Source organism: Rheinheimera sp. SA_1, from assembly GCF_001669775.1.
Classification (GTDB): Bacteria; Pseudomonadota; Gammaproteobacteria; order Enterobacterales; family Alteromonadaceae; genus Pararheinheimera.
Genome location: NZ_LXWK01000016.1, coordinates 600,537 through 617,200 on the forward strand (window position 1 = coordinate 600,537; position 16,664 = coordinate 617,200).

Sequence of the window (16,664 nt, forward strand, 5' to 3'; positions counted from 1 at the left end):
GGAGAAAATTTAGAATTTTCGGTACTAGAAACTATATCAAAATCACCTGATTTTCAGGCAACAAAAAGCCGACTCTATGAGTCGGCTCTTTACAGAAACTTTGACTATATGCTGCTAATTAAGCAACTACAGTTACGTTCTCAGCCTGAGGACCTTTTTGGCCTTCAGTTACTTCGAAAGTCACTTTCTGACCTTCAACCAGAGTACGACGACCAGTGCCGTTGATTGCGCGGAAGTGAACGAAAACGTCTTTGCCGCCTTCACGCTCGATGAAACCAAAACCTTTATCTTCGTTGAACCACTTAACGGTACCGGAAATTAATTGTGACATAACATTCTCTTACTTTAACTAGATTTGCCATAAACTGGCGACTTAAATATTACCGGCCACGTTCGAGCTAGTACATATTACAACCCCATTATCAGTGAACCTAATAATTGGGTCAATAGGTATTGCTATCCCAACAGAAAATAAATTCCCTGCATACTGACCGCACCCACTGTTTGAAAGACTATCCTTTACAAACAATATGTTGCCATCACACTCGCTTAGTTTTTGAGCGGACAACTTTTCGAGTGTAGCACCATTTAACGAATATAAAACAAGCAAATTAAATTATTTTTTGCTTTTTTTTAATTGGTGCCGAACCATCATCTCCCCCCAGAAAAAACTTCGGAGTTTTCTTAATTGTTACAGCTGTTTCTGAATTTGCACCGTCAGCTTTTACAGGTTTTGGTTTAGGTTTAGCTTTTGGCAACTTTTTAGTGACAGTTGCAGCGACCGCTTTAACGCCGTTGAACTTCGCCTTTAATCCTTCGACTTCTGCCATTTCCAGCGGACGACGTAAAAACTGCTCTATCCGGACAAAACTATCCCAGTCTTTTGGTCCTACTAATGAATAAGCCTGGCCTTGTTGACCAGCACGACCGGTTCGGCCAATCCGATGCACATATTCTTCCGGATGTTTTGGCAGATCAAAATTTATGACATGCGACACTTGTAGTAAATCAAGACCACGGGACGCCACATCTGTGGTGACTAAAACCTGATGTTTATTGGTTGCAAAAGCCTGCATTACCGCATTTCGCTGTGCCTGAGTTAACTTGCCGTTTAATCCTACCGCGGCCAAACCTGCTTGCTGTACTACTAACGCCAGTCTGTCAGTATCTTCCCGGGTCGCAGTGAAGATAATAAGCTGCTTTATACTTTCTGCTTTGAGGAAGTGTTGCAGTAAATTTTCTTTGTGCTTTAAATTATCTGCGAAATAACAGCGCTGGCTGATGTCTTTATGTGGGTCGTAACCTGCACCAATGGCCACACGGTACGGATCTTTTAATAACGACAACGCCAGTTCATTGACATCGGCATGGTCAAGGGTTGCAGAAAACATCAGAGTCTGCCGCAAACGATGGTTAGCAGCTTTATGAATTGTATTCAGTTGCGGCATAAAACCTAAGTCCAACATGCGATCCGCTTCGTCGAGGATCAGCATTTCCAGACCTTGCAGGAAAAAGCTCTTATGTTCCAGATGGTCAACCAACCGTCCTGGAGTGGCGACGATAATCTGCGGTTTGCGCTTTAACAATTTTTCCTGATCGTTAAAATTTTCGCCGCCAACAATAAAGGCGCAGGTTAGCCGGGTATTGGCTACAAACAGTCGCAACTGGGCGTAAATTTGCGAAGCCAATTCGCGGGTCGGCGCCAGAATGACGGCGCGAGGGTCTTGCTGTGACAAAGGCCGGCTTTTTAACATCCGCTGCATCATCGGCAGCAAATAAGCCAAAGTTTTACCAGATCCGGTTTTCGACGATACGATTAAATCTTTGCCCACCATCACTGCTGGAACAGCTTCCTGTTGGATCGGTGTTGGCTGGGTAAAGCCCAGATGCTCTATCGAACGGATCAGTCTGGGATCAAGTCTTAAATCACGAAATGGCAATGTCGGCACTCTTGTTGATTGAAAAACCCTGATAGCATAACCGAAAATCGCTCTGCTCGTCAGCTTTTCCAAGTGCTGGCGCTACTTTGCAAGCCGGGCAGAACATGAAACAATACCAATATTGGTATCATCTAAAGAGCAGATAATGAGTAAATCACTGCAGGAACAACTGTTAAAAGCCGGTCTTGGCAATGCTAAAAAATTAACGGCGATTAAAAAAGAAAAACACAAAGAGCGTGTGCAAGCAGGCAAAAAAGGCGTTGTGGTGAATGAAGCCAGCATTCTGGCTGAACAAAGCCGGCAAGCGCAAATTTTACGGGATCAGGAGCTGAACCGCCAAAAAACTGAAGCCCTTGCCAAAAAAGCATTGGCGGCGCAGGTAAAACAAATTGTCGAACTAAACTCGCAGCAATATAAAGGTGACATCGCTTTTAACTTTACTGACGGCAATCTGGTAAAAAGGATCCACGTCACCTCGAAAATTCAACAGCAATTAGTGAAAGGGTTGATTGCGATTGCGAAATTAGGCGAACAATATCATCTGATCCCTATTCAAATCGCTGAAAAAGTGCAACAACGTTTACCTGAAGCCATTATTGTTTTAAATCAGCAAGATGAATCGATGCCAGAAGATGATCCATATGCAGATTTCAAAATTCCAGACGATTTGATGTGGTAATCCTCGCATCGATACAACATCTGAACCAAAAAAAAGGAACGCTGAGTGCAGTTGAGCCGCAGTAAAACCACAGTAGTGTCATATCTGGTGCTGGCACTATTTGGCACCGTGGCCAGCTGGCTCAGTTGGTTTAACCAGGATTTTCGGCTGGAATATGCAGTACCGGCAATATTCGCGACACTGATGCTGTTCTGGATCCGGAACAATCCCAGTTATTATGCCCAACCGTTTTATCGCAACGCCTGGCGTTTTAATACGGTGTTATTATGGCTGACTGCGGTTCCCGGACTACTGTTGATGCTGCCAAAGCTGGTTGGAGGTTTCTGATCCTGTGACGACATCCGCAGCCTGCCAGCTGTTCGAAGCAAACATTGATGATTGTCTCGAAATCAGCCGCTGTTTTAAAGACCTGTCAGCTATCACCGAATGGGGCGGTGAAGGATTTGTATTTCCAGTGCAACAACAGCAATTTTTACTGCAGCTGCATCGCCCTGACACCAGCAGCTACCTGTTGAAACAACAGGCAGCCACTATCGGCTTTGGTCAGATATGTCAGCGTTTTGGCAAACACCATCTCGCCCGTTTGCTGGTGTTACCGGAAGCTCGTGGCAATAACCTCAGTTATGCTTTGCTATTGTCGCTGATCTGCCGGGCATTGCAGCAAAACAGCAAACTGGATTTTTCGCTGTTTGTCTTTCGTCACAACACTGTCGCCTTGCATTGTTACCAGCAGCTTGGCTTTAAAATAACCGCACAGCCAGGTCCTGAACATCCTGGTTTATATTTTATGCAATTAAGTTGCGACGATGCGCGACAACTGCTCACTAGCAGAGGTTGGCATTTTCAGCTCACTGCCGCGTTTGTCAGCTGCCAACCTCAGGAAACTCACAATGCCGATCTGGATTGACGCCGACGCCTGCCCTAAAGTTGTTCGTGACATGTTGTGCCGCGCCGCTGAGCGCACTGGCGTGATGCTTACATTTGTCTCGAATCACCCTATCCCACTGCCAGCCAGTCGCAATATTAAAGTGATCCGGGTACAGGCTGGTTTTGATCGCGCAGATCAACGCATTGCAGAAGAAATTGTCACTGGAGATTTGCTGATCACTCAGGATATCCCGCTTGCCGCAGAAGTTGTCAGCCTTGGCGCCACCGTTATTACCCCCCGGGGTGACGAGCTGAACCGCGACAATATCACCGAACGTCTGACCTTGCGCAACATGCAGGAAGAACTCAGAGGAAGTGGCGTGTCTTTGGGTGGTCCGTCGCCACTCGATAACAAAGACAAACAGAAGTTTGGCAACGCCCTTGATCGCTGGCTGCAGCAACAGCCAAAGTCGTAATCTACTGTTTTAAATTATATAACTGATCGCATAAAACGACCAAAACGCAATCAACCCTGATGCCTGGCACTGATCCCTTTCACTGCCGGATTAAAATTGTTGGTTAATTGCCATTTTGGTTTGATTGGCGTTAAGGGCAAGGTCCGTTTTCGGGCGACCATCACGTAAGCGGCGCCAAAATAATGTAAATGTTGATCCGCCCATTGCCGCAGCCCGGACCGACTATGTTTATCCGCCAACATACTGGTACAAAATAAACGCTGCTCATACAGGATTTCAAACCCGAGCAAATGCAGCCAGTCAGTCACCCGCGCCATACTAAAAAAACGGCCACTCCACGGCAAACGGCTTTGAAGTCCCGGCCAGAGTTTGAGTAACCCGCAGGCGCTGATTGGGTTAAACCCGCTGATTAGCAGATAACCATCGGGCATCAGCACCCGGTGTGCTTCACGAATCACGTGATGCGGATCCTGCGCATATTCCAGGCAATGCGCCAGCAACACGGCATCGACCGCATGTTCAATCAAGGGTAAATCGTCCGGATCAGCAATCAACGTCGCCAGTTCCGGCGCGGTTGCCAGCCGGATTTGATGCTTAATACTGCAGGCACTGGTGTCCAGCGCGCTACTGAGGTTGCCCACTTTTAATAAGTGATAACCAAATATTCGTGGCCACCACAGATTAAACTGGGCTTCCAGCTGTTGCGCTAAAGCCTTGCCTTGCGCAAACTGTTGCCAACTTGCCGGAATGGTCGCTGGGGTATGCCGGCTTAATGCAGGTTTCATCCGAAGCCGCCTTTGACTGTTGCAACCCACTGGCTGCAAATAGAATTTCATGAATTAAAATCAGTATATACATCAGTTCAATGAAATACCGATTTACCAAATATAACTACAGAGAGTTCAACATGCACCAAGTTACCGCTTTACCGGCTTTTAAATACAACTATATCTGGTGCATCCACTCAGCTGGTAAAGCGATAGTCGTCGACCCTGGCGATGCGGACGTTGTCCAACACTACTTACAGGCAAACAACTTACAGCTGGTGGCTATCCTAATCACCCATCATCATTGGGATCATGTGGATGGATTACCACAATTACAACAGCAATGGCAGAATGCAACACTGTACCTGCCGGCTGCTGAGCAGCATAAAATCAAACATGCAGCACAGAATTACCAATACCTTAGCGCGGATGACCTGATAACCATCCCGGATCTGGCCATCAACTTTCGGATCATCAGTACACCTGGTCATACCCTGGGTCACATCTGTTACGTTGCCGAGGATGCAGAAAAAAACTGGTTATTCTGCGGCGATACGCTATTTAGCGCTGGTTGTGGCAGGTTGTTCGAAGGCAGCGCAGCCCAAATGCACCAGTCATTAACACTGCTGAATCAGTTACCTGCTGACACTTTAGTGTTTTGCACCCACGAATATACTATTTCCAACCTGAAATTTGCGCTTGAAGTTGAACCTGACAATCAGGCAGTAGTCGAACACCTCGACTTTTGTCAGAATTTGCGGCAACAGGGTCAGATAACCCTGCCGACAACTTTGAAAATTGAACGGTTAATCAACCCTTTTTTGCGCTGCGAGCAGCCTCAATTACAACAACAATGGCAACAGACTAATGCTCAAAACTTGTTCACATTTCTGCGTGACTGGAAAAACCGCTTTTGATCCAAACTTGCAATCAGTGTCGCAAAAGGTAACATACGCATTTTTTGCTACCGGCTTGGTGTCGGGTTGTCTCCAAAAAGGTACGTTTTAACATGAAAAAACTGCTGCTATTATCGCTGCTGATCTGGCTGAATGGCTGTGTAAATCAGCCCAAAACCGACTCAGTGTCAGCTTTGCCTAGTGAGCCTCAGCAGCAGGCTGGTACAAAAGCTGAACTCTCTAATGACCATCAGCCAGTTCCTTTATCTAATCATACTTCCGGGCAATCTCTGTCAGAGCTGCCGGATGTCTGGTTGCGGATCCAACAACAAATTCAGATTGAAGTTCCTAATACGCTTGATGTATCGCAACAACGCGACTTTTATCGCCGCCATCAAAGCTTGCTAAAACAAGTCTCAGTGCGGGCAGAACCCTTTTTGTATCACATTGTGGCAGAGCTTGAGCGTCGTAAGATGCCGGTCGAGCTGGCCTTGTTACCGATTGTTGAAAGTTCTTTTAATCCGATTGCCCAGGCTGGTGCGCCAGCGGGCCTGTGGCAAATGGTGCCACAAACAGCGCGTAATTTTGGCTTGAAACGCAATGAATGGTACGACGGGCGTAAAGATCCGATCGCTTCAACCAATGCCGCCCTCGATTATCTGCAGTACCTTTACAACAATCTTGGGCAAGACTGGCTCAATGCCGTTGCCGGTTTTAATTCGGGTGAAGGCCGGGTACAAAAAGCTATTGCCGCGAACCAGGCCAAAGGAAAAGCTATTGATTTTTGGTCACTGAACCTGCCAAAACAATCGACAATTTACCTGCCAAAATGGCTGGCGTTAATTGACCTGTTGCAGCACGCAGAAAAATACCAGGTGCAATGGCCGGCAATTGCCAACGAGCCCTACATTGGTTTTACCAGCATCACAGGCCCGGTTGATTTAAATCAGGTCGCGCAGCTGACACAATTGTCACTGTCCGACGTCAAAACCCTGAATCCCGGATTTAGACGTAGTTACACTGCGCATGGCGAGCACTCATTAGTATTGCCTCTGTCAAAAATGGCGTTATTTGCCAAAAACCGCCCACAACTGCGCGCCGTCCGGCTGACTGAAACAAGACAATACCGGGTAAAATCCGGCGACAGTCTCGGGTTAATCGCTAGCAAAAATGGCACCACAGTCGCGAAACTCAAGCAACTAAATCAACTCAAGTCCGATCAATTAAAAGTGGGTCAGCAACTGTTTCTGAGTGTAGCGTCCACGGCAGGATCAAATGGACGAGAACCATCGGCCAGCCGTCAATCTGCCAGCTATCAGGTGAAATCGGGTGATAATTTGTGGTTGATCGCCAAACAGTTCAAAGTCGATGGTGCAGCATTGGCGAAATTCAACAAATTGTCTGCCAACAGTCGGTTAAAACCTGGTCAAACCCTGAAAATACCTGCTTCCAGAAATAAAGCGACAGTAGGGACAACGGACAAAAACCGGGTCTACCTGGTGAAATCCGGCGATTCGCTGGATAAAATTGCGAAAAAGCAAAAAGTGAAATTAGCCGATTTACTCCGATGGAACGCCTTAACAACAGAAAGTCTGCTGCAACCCGGACAGAAATTGCAGCTAAAATAAATAAACTGCTGTGGTCTATTTAATCAAGGGTCAGGCAGATATTTTAACCAACTCTCGGGCGAGGTCAGTATGTTGCAAATAATGCGTCGGTTGCTTCAAGTTAGTGCTCTGCTTGTCGGCATGTTGCTGAGCACGTTTGCAGTTGCAGATTTTGAGTATTCAGGTCAGGGCCAGCTGTTTGAAGCCTCCGGACAAGCGCAAAATTTTCAATTTGGCTTCTCGTTTTTACAGCATGAGGGAGAGTATAGGTTTAATGCAGGCAAGCTCAGTATGGCCGTCGATGAAGTACCAAAACGTTATACATTGGAATTGGTGCTGAACGACCAGCAACAAATCTGGATCAGCGATTTCAGCAAACAGCCGCTGTCGGGCTTTGAGTGGGTCATTGGCAACCATCAGCTGCAACTCCGACAAGAGCCAGCTACATCAACAATTGCTGGGCAGTACAAGCTGACCATTGATAAAACCGATTATTTTTTTACCAGTAAAAAACGCGGCCAGATCCACTTTATGTTCAGTGATAAAGGGATCACCGAAATTGAAGTGGACAGTATGATGACGCCAAAACGTTAAACTTCAAAAGTTGATTGAGGTTTCTGCGGTTGTGGCTCCACTTGCAACTGCAGTGACGGCACTAAACCCCACAAAATACATATTACTGGCGCTGGCCATGTCCACCAAAATTCAGTGAATAACCCCAAACCAATCCACCAGCTATACAACTGCGCGGTGAGCTGAAATACCGCGCCAAAACAGCCGATATAAAACAATGAGGCATTGAGCCACCGCTTCGGCGCTGTGAATTTATTCATTGAGAACACCCGGTTCAGATTGCTGTAAGTGGCTAAAAGTATCCGTCAGCTGAAACTGTTGTAACGCCGTCCAGCAGGGCACCGGCAAATCTTCATCCTGACGCCGGCGGCGGAAAACTATCACATAACTGCTCAGGTGCATAATGGTCTCTAATAAGGTCGGCTGCGTAACTTCATTCAGACTCAGCCGATACATCACGGCATCACAGACCTCAGTTTCAAAACCCCACAGCAACATTAAATAGGCGCTGATCAGACAGTGGTCCGGGATCCCTTCCTGAAACATATCTTCTTCAGTCAGTTGTTGACTGTGATGCGGCATGGCCGACAATAACACCAACGGCCCCAGCACCTGCATCAAACCGGCCATAAAAGCCTGCTCCGCCAGATGAGCCCCACTTTGTTGGGTTTTCGCCAGTTGACTGGCCATCGTCGCCAGCTCAAACGAATCATCTAATAACCGCTGATGCAAATCAGGGCGAATTTTTCCATCATATTGGCTGTGTAACTGCACCGCAAAGGCGACTGCCTTGATCATCGAACGACCAAGCCTGGTGACAACCTCGGCTAAATCCAGCGTTTGCCGGCTAAAACCAAGATAAGCTGAATTGGCGATCTGCAATAATTTAGCTGCAAGCGGCGCCTCGCGTGCCAAAGACGACGCCAGTGCGACCGTAGAACTGTCTTCATCGGACAGCAATTTCATCAGCGTCTGATAATTACTGCGCTGGATCGGCAGCGTATTTATTTGTCCGAGCTGGTAACGACTATGTGCAGTAAAAGGTCCGTTGCAGAGTAATTCAACCCGCTGAAAAACTTCGGTAACCTGCTGCTCGGTAAAGGGTTTCCCAAGCACCAGATGCGCGCAATGGGTTGTTGCCAGCAACATGGCATCGGAATTATCTGCACTCATCAGCACCCGAATGGTCATCGGGCTGTGCTGACAGGAAAATTCAAGCAACGTTTCACCGCTGTCCGAAGGATCCAGGCGCTCAGTCAGCAACAAATCGATCGGCTCGTTATGTAGTAATTCCCTCGCAGCTGCAGCATCAGACAGATAATGACACTGCCAATGGGGCACAACCCTTAGTAATAACCGACGGATAGCGGCCTGATACGCTGGGTCTTGCTCAACGATAATTGCCCGCAACGGTTTCTGTTGTTCAGTCATTCGCGAACTGCTCCCATTGGGTTTGACCCGTGTTGGATGATACGTAAACAGCAAAGTCTGTGTCAGTTAAGGCACAGCTAAACACATACCCCTGAATTAAATCACATTGCATATCGCGCAAAATTGCAACTTGCCCTTTTGATTCAATCCCTTCAGCAACAACCACCATGCCAAGTTCATGCGCCATTCGAATCATATGCCGCACCATGCTGGCGCTTTGTGGTGAGTCTTCCAGATCAATTAACAAACTCCGATCCAGTTTTAACACATCTACCGGTAATTTTGCCAGATAGGCCAATGAAGAATAACCAGTTCCAAAATCGTCCATCGCTAAGTGCAACCCCAGTTGTTTCAGTTGCAGTAACAGCAGCCGGCTTTGTTCGATGTCGGCCATTAAAAATGTTTCGGTGATTTCCAGCTCTATCACGTCCGGATTTAACTGATACTTCTGCAACAGTTGTTGCACTTGAGCTGGCAAGTTAGGGTCCTGTAACTGTCGGCCGGACAAATTAATCGCCAGTCGCTGTAACCCCAGATTTTGCTGCTGCCATTGTTTGAGCTGGGCAAAACATTGTTCCAGCACCCACTGCCCAAGCAGTTGAATTTGGCCGTCGCGCTCAGCGATTGGAATAAACAACGCCGGTGAGATCCAACCCATTTTTGGATGATGCCAGCGCAACAAGGCTTCAGCGCTTTGACAATGGCCATGTAGCAGTGAAATTTTGGGTTGATAATGCAGCTGCAATTGTTGCTCTTCCACCGCCGCATACAACGAATTGCTGATTTCAAATTGCTGCCGCTTCAGCTCAACGATAGCCCGGTCATAGCGTAGGTAAAATGCTTTTGGATTCATTTCATTGTGGTGACAGGCCGTAACAGCGTTGTGCAATAATTGCTTGGCGCTGTCACCATCTTGCGGCGACAAGGAATAACCAACAGTAAAAGCCAGCTGCACTTTTTCAGTGGCAATCGACAGTTGCTGGGCAAATGGTTGCAACAACTGACCTATCAGTTGCTGCACTGCGCTTTCGTGTTTAATCGCTGGAAACACCACCACAAAGCGGTCACTGGCGACATACGCCAACAATGCTTTAGCGCTCAATTGCCGGTTCAACATCTGGCCAATGTTCAGCAACAACGCTTCAACTATCGATTCAGCCAGGGTGTCGACGAAGTTCTGGAAATTAGCAATGGTTAACACCACTACCGCAAATGGTCCGCTTCGCACGGAAATCAAATCTTCCATTCGCCCAAGCAAGGTATTTTGATCCAATAAGTCGGTCAATCCGTCAAATACATCGCTACTCAGGGCATCAACTAACGTCAGTTTTAACAGATAGTGATAAATATCCGAAATGCGGTGGCTGAGACTAATGGCATCGCCATGCTGGCTTTGCAGACAAATATCATGATCTTTTTTATGAAAAAACGTGGCCAGTTCGATTGGATTGATCTCGGTGAAAATATCTGACAACGCCTTTGCCCTAAGCTCAGACGGTGGCATCGACAGTACCACTGCCGCCGCATGATTAAAGCGGGTCACTACGCCACTGGCGGAAAGTTCAAGTAAGGCTTCATCGCTGGACAATAATAAATTAGTGCGCTGAATTTCCGCCTGTCGTCGTTCTTTTTCTGCCAATGCAGCTTCCACGTCTTTTAGTAGCTGTGCGTCATCCCAAGGTTTTTCCAGGAATTTCCAGGCAGCACCACTATTGAGGCTGGCCAATAAAGCTTCACGATCGGCATAAGCGCTTAAAATAACCCCTAACGTCTGGGGGTATAATGCTTTGACTTGCGCCAAAAAGTCACTGCCATTCATCCCTGGCATCCGAAAATCGGAAATAACCAGCGACACTGACTGCCCTTCAAGTAAAGCCAGGCCGGCGGCTGCGGACTCGCAAATAAACACCCGGTAACCAGCCCGGGTCAATACCCGCTGTAACGCGCGCAATATTGCAACTTCGTCATCGACCAGCAGTATTGCTTTTGACATGGCAAACCTCCGCTTTTATGGACACCACAGGCCGTTGAGCGACAAGGGTTTAACAAGATTAAAGCACAGTTGTTGGTTGCACGCGTCTTTGACATTCGCCACTATACCCGTCATCCTTGAAGATGCGGGGTTGTTGCCTTCGCTCGCTCGCCCCAGTCACATAGGACAACTATGCTCCTGGGTCGGGCTGGCGTTCCAGTCTCGTTCCTCGTCGCCTACCCAAATCTTCAATGATTTTGGGTATATACTCACAACACCACACCGCATGATTTGGCACCACACTTTTGGTATTGGCGGAGCTTGGCATGACCACTTCCGAACAGCAAAAGCAGCTTCTGTTGCAGACTGACCGCATGGCGTCATTAGGCCAATTAGCGGCCGGTATCGCCCATGAGCTCAACAATCCTATTGGCTACATTCTGAGCAACCTTGGCAGTTTTCAAATCTACCTGGCGGTGTTTAAGCAGTTGATCCGTTTATATCAGACACAGGCACAATGTACACCCGGAACGGCAGAGTTTCTGCAATTGCAGCGGCAAATCAATGAATTACAACAACAGGAAAATATAGATTTTTTATTGAAGGACTGTGAGGACTTGTTGGCCGATTCAGTGGCTGGCGCCATCCGTATGAAAGATTTAGTGCTGGATTTGCGCCGTTTTTCTCATCCTGATCATGCAGACATGCAACCAGTGGCATTAATTCCGCTGTTGGAAAGCACCATCCGGCTGGCGCGCAATGAATTTAAAGCGCATATCCAAATTAAGCGGGATTTTTGTGAGTACGAACCTGTAGTTATCGCACAAGCTGCTGCTTTATCACAAGTTTTTGTCAATATGCTGCTTAATGCAGCACAAGCGATTGGACAGGCACAAGGCACCATCCGGATCTCTGTCAGACAAGACAATCATCGGGTGCTAATCGCTGTAGCCGACAGTGGACCGGGGATCCGTCAGGAACACCTGCAACAAATTTTTGAGCCGTTTTTCACCACCAAGGATGTTGGTAAAGGCACCGGTCTTGGGCTGTCGATTTGCCATACCATTGTAAAGCAACATGGCGGCGAGTTAAGCGTGCAACCAACATCGGCGCTGGGTGGCGCCGAATTTTTGTTGAGTTTACCGCAGGCGCCGACAGACCGTTGACGGACTTTATTGCGCGTCCGGTTGTTGCTCTGGCGCTGCAGTAATAAACGCCGGTAATGACTGACAATATTGATAAACCCGCCACAAGGTCGGATATGGCGACATATCGAGGCCAAAACGCAGCGCATTGTAAATTTGCGGGATCAGACATAAATCCGCCCAGGTCACCGTATCACCAAAACAGCAGTTCCCTGCCTGATGCGCTAAACGAAGCTCAAGTGCCTGGAAACCTTGTTGTAACCAGTGCTGGATCCAATGTAATTTTTGTTGCTCTGACAATTGCAGCGGTCCGGTTAAATACTGCAATACTCGTAAATTGTTCAGCGGATGAATATCACAGGCAATATCCAAAGTGACTGCCCGAACCTTCATCGCCAACTGCAAATCAGCCGGTAATAAGGCTGGCTGTGGCTGTTTGATTTCAAGGTATTCCAGAATGGCCAACGACTGATTTAATGTCAGATCGCCATCGACTAAAGTGGGCACTAACTGTGACGGATTCAGCGATTTATATTCTGGAAGCCTTTGTTGCCCACCATCTTTTAACAGATGAACATAGTGCATATCGGCAGGCATACCTTTGAATGCCAAAGCAATCCGGACCCGGTAGGCTGCGGAAGATCGCCAGTAACTATAAAACTCCATGAAAAAGCTCCTTAAACACTAGTGAGAACATACGGCTTTTTGAATAGTGTGGCACAAGGAAACGAATGCTTGCGCCTGATAGCAAAAGGCCGCCAAATTCTGGCAGCCTTTTGTTATATAACTTACTAACCTAAACGCGGCGAATTATGGTGCTTGATAAGCAACCACTTGCTGATCAATAGCGCCAAAAATACTTTTGCCTTCAGCGTCCAGCATTTCCAGCCGGATCCGGTCACCAAACTTCATAAAACCTGTCGCCGGTTTGCCATCACGAATGGTTTCAATCATCCGGACTTCAGCAATACAGCTATAACCTAAACCGCCTTCGTCGATTGACGTGCCGTATTCAGTGCCTTGTTTATTTGACACTGTACCCGAGCCAATCACCGCACCAGCGCCTAAATTACGGGTCTTCGCCGCATGCGCCACCAACTGACCAAAGTCGAAGGTCATGTCAACGCCGGCATTAGGTTTTCCAAACAACTTGCCATTTAAATGCGAAATCAGCGGTAAATGCAGTTTAGCATCCTGCCAATGGCTGCCAAGCTCTTCCGGCGTCACTGCAACCGGGCTAAAAGCCGAGGCAGGTTTAGACTGGAAAAAACCAAAACCTTTGGCCAGTTCGTTTGGAATAAGGCCGCGCAGCGACACATCATTCACCAGCATCACCAGCCGGATTTGTTTGCGTGCTTGTTCCGGGGTTGAAGCCATTGCCACATCACCGGTAATTACCGCCACTTCACCTTCAAAATCAATGCCGTATTCTTCGCTGACCACTTCGACGTTATCACGTGGTCCGATAAAATCGTCCGAGCCGCCCTGGTACATCAATGGATCAGTCCAGAAACTTGGTGGCATTTCAGAGTTACGGGCGCGGCGGACCAGTTCAACATGATTGACATATGCACTGCCATCCGCCCATTGGTAAGCGCGCGGCAACGGTGATTCGCAATCTTGTTCGTTAAATACAAACTCATCCTGCACAGTACCGTGGTTTAATCCCTGATACACTTCGGCTAATGCCGGTGCCAGACTTGACCAATGATCCAGCACATATTGCATGGTTGCCGCGATTTGTGGCACTGCCACTGATTTTTTCAGGTCACGGCTCACCACGACCAATTTGCCATCACGGCTGCCATTTTTCAGACTGGCTAATTTCATTACTACTGATCCTTAAACAAGGGCCGCAGCTGTCGTTGTGTTGTCAGCTGCACCGCCAATTAAACTGATGTTGCCGGTTTGATTTTCCAGCTGTTGACATAATCCGGATTTTCGGTGGTTTCGGCTGCAGATCCTACTTCCAGCGAGTCACGGGTATCGAGCATCACCGCTACTTCGTCGGTAAATTTTTTCCGATATTCCCGCCCGGCCTGGAAAGCTTTCGGGTGCGGACCATGGGTGAAACCAGCCGGATGGAACGTCACCATGCCACGCTCGATATTGTCGCGACTGAAAAAGTCGCCGGCATGGTAAAACAGCACTTCATCATAATCGTCATTGTTATGATAAAACGGCACTTTTAACGCACCAGGGTCGCTTTCAATGGGTCGTGGCACAAAGGTACAAACCACAAAACGCTGCGCAACAAAAGTGGTATGCGCTGAAGGTGGTAAATGATACCGATGGCTCATCAAAGGCCGGATATCGCGCCAGTTGATGCGGATCACGCTTAAATCGCCATGCCAACCAATCGCATCCAGCGGATTAAACGGGAACGTCACTGTCGACACTTTATTGTGACGTTTTATCTGCACCGAAGTCGGGTTTTCACTGTATTGCGCCTGAAAAGCCGCATCGATTTTTGGTGTATCGAGCATCGCTGCATCAAAAATCGCATGATTGCCGACCAAGCCTTTTTCTGGCAACTGATACGAATCGTTGGTCGCTTCAATCATCAGCACAAATAATGGCTCGTTTGGCACTAACCGCCACATGGTCGAACGTGGGATCACCACGTAATCACCATCGCGCAGGGTTAAATGGCCATAATCGCAATAAAGCTCAGCACTGCCTTCATGAATAAACAGCAGATCGTCACCATCAGCGTTACGCACCAGATAGTCCATCGGCGCAGTCAAACGCCAGGTGCGCATTTTACAATGGGCATTGTGCAGTAAATCCGGCACCGCCCAAGGAGAATTGGCCTGATCTTCACCGATGTTATTGAAGTTAAATAACCGCGGCCGCAGTGGCCCCTGCCAGTCACTCCAGCCGGTTGGCGCATGGGTATGATGTAAGTGAGTCGCCGGACCAAAAAAGCCACTGCGCCCTACTTCACGTTCATAAATGGCCTGCTCCGGAAAATCTGCGTGCGCCTGACGTGATACATCACCTTCTTTTAACGGAAATGACACCCATTTACGCATCGGCTAATACTCCACGACGGATTTGATCTTCTTCAATCGATTCAAACAACGCTTTAAAATTACCTTCGCCAAAGCCTTCATTGCCTTTGCGCTGAATAATTTCAAAGAATACCGGACCGATCACTGTTTTGGTGAAAATCTGTAGCAAAATGCCATCTTTTTCCGGTGCGCCGTCAATCAGAATGCGTAGTTCACGCAGCATGTCGGTATCTTCGGTATGACCGACGACCCGGCTGTTAACCTTGTTGTAATAAGTATCCGGTGTTGGCATAAATTCCATACCGCGGGCACGTAATGTACGAACCGTTTCGTAAATGTTTTCCGTGGTTAAAGCGATATGCTGAATGCCTTCGCCTTTGTATTCACGGATGAACTCTTCAATTTGTGATTTATCATCAGAAGATTCGTTAATCGGAATACGGATTTTGCCACAAGGTGCGGTCATGGCACGCGACACCAGACCCGTCAGTTTGCCTTCGATATCAAAATAACGGATTTCGCGGAAGTTACCGATTTTCTCGTAAAAACCTGACCAGACATTCATATTGCCGCGACGGACGTTGTGCGTTAAATGGTCCAATACTTCCAGGCCTACGCCATGCGCAGCCATTTGGGTTTGCCAGTTTTCGTAAAATTTAAAATCTACATCGTACACAGAGCTTTGACCATAACGGTCTACGAAGTACAGCAGACTGCTGCCAATGCCGTATACCGCAGGGATATTCAGCTCCATTGGGCCAATTTGATTTTTGTATTCTTTAGCGCCGTTTTCGGTAGCATGTTTTAACGCGGCGGCCGCATCTTTAACCCGGAACGCCATCGCGCAGACGCTTGGGCCGTGAGTGCGTGCAAATTCTTCGGCCTGAGAGTTGGGTTCGCCATTGACGATAAAATTAACGTCGCCTTGTTTGTATAACCAGGCTTGCTTGGAGCGGTGTTGGGCAACTTCGGTAAAACCAAGAGAGACAAACAACTGTTTTAACTTGTTGATGCCCTCTGCGTCAGCAGCAGTGTATTCAACAAACTCAAAACCATCGGTTCCTAACGGATTAATAGGATCAAACATCAGCAGACTCCAAACATAAATAGTTGTTTTGTGACTGATATCTTGAGCTGTTTGGCTAAAAAAGGAAGGGTCGTGGCTAACATGATGCTAACAGTTCAAAACTGCCGTTTTGTACAATTAACTATACGAAAGATGCTATTTACCTAAAACCTGCTAAAAAAGCCCCGGATCGGTAGATCTTAGGGGCTATTTAGTACAACTAACCGCACA

General features: G+C 47.5%; 18 protein-coding genes. 8 read left to right on the top strand and 10 right to left on the bottom strand.

Annotated features, from left to right (window positions below; all coding sequences use genetic code 11):
• Positions 1–118: 118 nt before the first annotated feature.
• Together A5320_RS14645 and A5320_RS14650 are read right to left on the bottom strand one after the other, a co-directional pair.
• Positions 119–331: a cold-shock protein gene (locus tag A5320_RS14645; RefSeq protein WP_031565533.1), complete on the bottom strand. Its 213-nt coding sequence runs from the start codon at positions 329–331 to the stop codon at positions 119–121.
• Positions 332–611: 280 nt separating this feature from the next.
• A complete protein-coding gene (locus tag A5320_RS14650) occupies positions 612–1,940 on the bottom strand; it encodes a DEAD/DEAH box helicase (RefSeq protein WP_068066159.1) in 1,329 nt (442 codons plus the stop codon).
• Positions 1,941–2,085: 145 nt separating this feature from the next.
• Here A5320_RS14650 and A5320_RS14655 point away from each other — a divergent pair, with 145 nt between their 5' ends.
• Genes A5320_RS14655 through A5320_RS14670 form a run of 4 tightly spaced genes read left to right on the top strand, consistent with a single transcriptional unit; the run spans position 2,086 to position 3,962 of the window.
• The gene (locus tag A5320_RS14655) at positions 2,086–2,619 is read left to right on the top strand and encodes a DUF2058 domain-containing protein (protein WP_068066162.1); all 534 of its coding nucleotides are present in this window, start codon (positions 2,086–2,088) and stop codon (positions 2,617–2,619) included.
• Between the two features lie 45 nt (positions 2,620–2,664).
• Entirely contained in the window at positions 2,665–2,946 is a 282-nt protein-coding gene (locus A5320_RS14660; RefSeq protein WP_068066163.1) for a hypothetical protein, read from the top strand.
• Between the two features lie 4 nt (positions 2,947–2,950).
• Positions 2,951–3,526, top strand: coding sequence for a GNAT family N-acetyltransferase (locus A5320_RS14665; RefSeq protein WP_197490125.1), 576 nt, complete (start codon positions 2,951–2,953; stop codon positions 3,524–3,526).
• The gene (locus A5320_RS14670; protein ID WP_068066170.1) at positions 3,510–3,962 is read left to right on the top strand and encodes a YaiI/YqxD family protein; all 453 of its coding nucleotides are present in this window, start codon (positions 3,510–3,512) and stop codon (positions 3,960–3,962) included. Before A5320_RS14665 ends, A5320_RS14670 begins: the two co-directional genes overlap by 17 nt.
• Positions 3,963–4,012: 50 nt before the next feature.
• Here A5320_RS14670 and A5320_RS14675 read toward each other — a convergent pair whose 3' ends face one another.
• Entirely contained in the window at positions 4,013–4,747 is a 735-nt protein-coding gene (locus A5320_RS14675) for a class I SAM-dependent methyltransferase (RefSeq protein WP_068066173.1), read from the bottom strand.
• Positions 4,748–4,869: 122 nt separating this feature from the next.
• Between A5320_RS14675 and gloB the strand changes: the two genes are divergently transcribed.
• The 3 genes from gloB (at position 4,870) to A5320_RS14690 (ending at position 7,826) form a co-directional block, all read left to right on the top strand.
• Positions 4,870–5,646, top strand: coding sequence for a hydroxyacylglutathione hydrolase (gene gloB, locus A5320_RS14680; RefSeq protein ID WP_068066176.1), 777 nt, complete (start codon positions 4,870–4,872; stop codon positions 5,644–5,646).
• A gap of 92 nt (positions 5,647–5,738) precedes the next feature.
• Positions 5,739–7,253, top strand: coding sequence for a LysM peptidoglycan-binding domain-containing protein (locus A5320_RS14685; protein ID WP_068066179.1), 1,515 nt, complete (start codon positions 5,739–5,741; stop codon positions 7,251–7,253).
• 120 nt (positions 7,254–7,373) lie between these two features.
• On the top strand, positions 7,374–7,826 hold the full coding sequence (locus A5320_RS14690; protein ID WP_157605882.1) for a hypothetical protein: 453 nt from the start codon (positions 7,374–7,376) through the stop codon (positions 7,824–7,826).
• On the opposite strand, the gene A5320_RS14695 is transcribed toward A5320_RS14690, so the two are convergent.
• The 3 genes from A5320_RS14695 to A5320_RS14705 are packed head-to-tail and all read right to left on the bottom strand — an operon-like array spanning position 7,823 to position 11,229.
• Positions 7,823–8,065, bottom strand: a complete 243-nt coding sequence (locus A5320_RS14695; protein ID WP_068066185.1) for a hypothetical protein — start codon at positions 8,063–8,065, stop codon at positions 7,823–7,825. The genes A5320_RS14690 and A5320_RS14695 overlap by 4 nt on opposite strands.
• The gene (locus A5320_RS14700; RefSeq protein WP_068066188.1) at positions 8,058–9,236 is read right to left on the bottom strand and encodes an HDOD domain-containing protein; all 1,179 of its coding nucleotides are present in this window, start codon (positions 9,234–9,236) and stop codon (positions 8,058–8,060) included. Before A5320_RS14700 ends, A5320_RS14695 begins: the two co-directional genes overlap by 8 nt.
• On the bottom strand, positions 9,229–11,229 hold the full coding sequence (locus A5320_RS14705; protein WP_068066191.1) for a putative bifunctional diguanylate cyclase/phosphodiesterase: 2,001 nt from the start codon (positions 11,227–11,229) through the stop codon (positions 9,229–9,231). Before A5320_RS14705 ends, A5320_RS14700 begins: the two co-directional genes overlap by 8 nt.
• A gap of 305 nt (positions 11,230–11,534) precedes the next feature.
• On the opposite strand from A5320_RS14705, the gene A5320_RS14710 reads away from it, so the two are divergent.
• Positions 11,535–12,374: a sensor histidine kinase gene (locus tag A5320_RS14710; RefSeq protein ID WP_068066195.1), complete on the top strand. Its 840-nt coding sequence runs from the start codon at positions 11,535–11,537 to the stop codon at positions 12,372–12,374.
• A 6-nt stretch (positions 12,375–12,380) separates the two neighbouring features.
• On the opposite strand, the gene maiA is transcribed toward A5320_RS14710, so the two are convergent.
• The 4 genes from maiA to hppD form a co-directional block, all read right to left on the bottom strand.
• On the bottom strand, positions 12,381–13,019 hold the full coding sequence (gene maiA, locus A5320_RS14715; protein ID WP_068066198.1) for a maleylacetoacetate isomerase: 639 nt from the start codon (positions 13,017–13,019) through the stop codon (positions 12,381–12,383).
• Positions 13,020–13,163: 144 nt separating this feature from the next.
• Positions 13,164–14,183 carry a fumarylacetoacetate hydrolase family protein gene (locus A5320_RS14720; protein WP_068066201.1) on the bottom strand — a complete coding sequence of 340 codons (1,020 nt, stop codon included), beginning with the start codon at positions 14,181–14,183 and terminating at the stop codon, positions 13,164–13,166.
• A 59-nt stretch (positions 14,184–14,242) separates the two neighbouring features.
• Positions 14,243–15,388 carry a homogentisate 1,2-dioxygenase gene (locus A5320_RS14725; protein ID WP_068066203.1) on the bottom strand — a complete coding sequence of 382 codons (1,146 nt, stop codon included), beginning with the start codon at positions 15,386–15,388 and terminating at the stop codon, positions 14,243–14,245.
• Positions 15,381–16,454 carry a 4-hydroxyphenylpyruvate dioxygenase gene (hppD, locus tag A5320_RS14730; protein ID WP_068066206.1) on the bottom strand — a complete coding sequence of 358 codons (1,074 nt, stop codon included), beginning with the start codon at positions 16,452–16,454 and terminating at the stop codon, positions 15,381–15,383. The genes A5320_RS14725 and hppD overlap by 8 nt, the downstream gene beginning before the upstream one ends.
• Positions 16,455–16,664 lie beyond the last annotated feature (210 nt).

Coding starts and splice junctions, on each gene's coding strand:
- A5320_RS14645 (WP_031565533.1), bottom strand. CDS start 331: ATGTCACAATTAATTTCCGGTACCGTTAAGTGGTTCAACGAAGATAAA.
- A5320_RS14655 (WP_068066162.1), top strand. CDS start 2,086: ATGAGTAAATCACTGCAGGAACAACTGTTAAAAGCCGGTCTTGGCAAT.
- A5320_RS14670 (WP_068066170.1), top strand. CDS start 3,510: ATGCCGATCTGGATTGACGCCGACGCCTGCCCTAAAGTTGTTCGTGAC.
- A5320_RS14675 (WP_068066173.1), bottom strand. CDS start 4,747: ATGAAACCTGCATTAAGCCGGCATACCCCAGCGACCATTCCGGCAAGT.
- gloB (WP_068066176.1), top strand. CDS start 4,870: ATGCACCAAGTTACCGCTTTACCGGCTTTTAAATACAACTATATCTGG.
- A5320_RS14685 (WP_068066179.1), top strand. CDS start 5,739: ATGAAAAAACTGCTGCTATTATCGCTGCTGATCTGGCTGAATGGCTGT.
- A5320_RS14690 (WP_157605882.1), top strand. CDS start 7,374: ATGTTGCTGAGCACGTTTGCAGTTGCAGATTTTGAGTATTCAGGTCAG.
- A5320_RS14695 (WP_068066185.1), bottom strand. CDS start 8,065: ATGAATAAATTCACAGCGCCGAAGCGGTGGCTCAATGCCTCATTGTTT.
- A5320_RS14700 (WP_068066188.1), bottom strand. CDS start 9,236: ATGACTGAACAACAGAAACCGTTGCGGGCAATTATCGTTGAGCAAGAC.
- A5320_RS14705 (WP_068066191.1), bottom strand. CDS start 11,229: ATGTCAAAAGCAATACTGCTGGTCGATGACGAAGTTGCAATATTGCGC.
- A5320_RS14710 (WP_068066195.1), top strand. CDS start 11,535: ATGACCACTTCCGAACAGCAAAAGCAGCTTCTGTTGCAGACTGACCGC.
- maiA (WP_068066198.1), bottom strand. CDS start 13,019: ATGGAGTTTTATAGTTACTGGCGATCTTCCGCAGCCTACCGGGTCCGG.
- A5320_RS14720 (WP_068066201.1), bottom strand. CDS start 14,183: ATGAAATTAGCCAGTCTGAAAAATGGCAGCCGTGATGGCAAATTGGTC.
- A5320_RS14725 (WP_068066203.1), bottom strand. CDS start 15,388: ATGCGTAAATGGGTGTCATTTCCGTTAAAAGAAGGTGATGTATCACGT.
- hppD (WP_068066206.1), bottom strand. CDS start 16,454: ATGTTTGATCCTATTAATCCGTTAGGAACCGATGGTTTTGAGTTTGTT.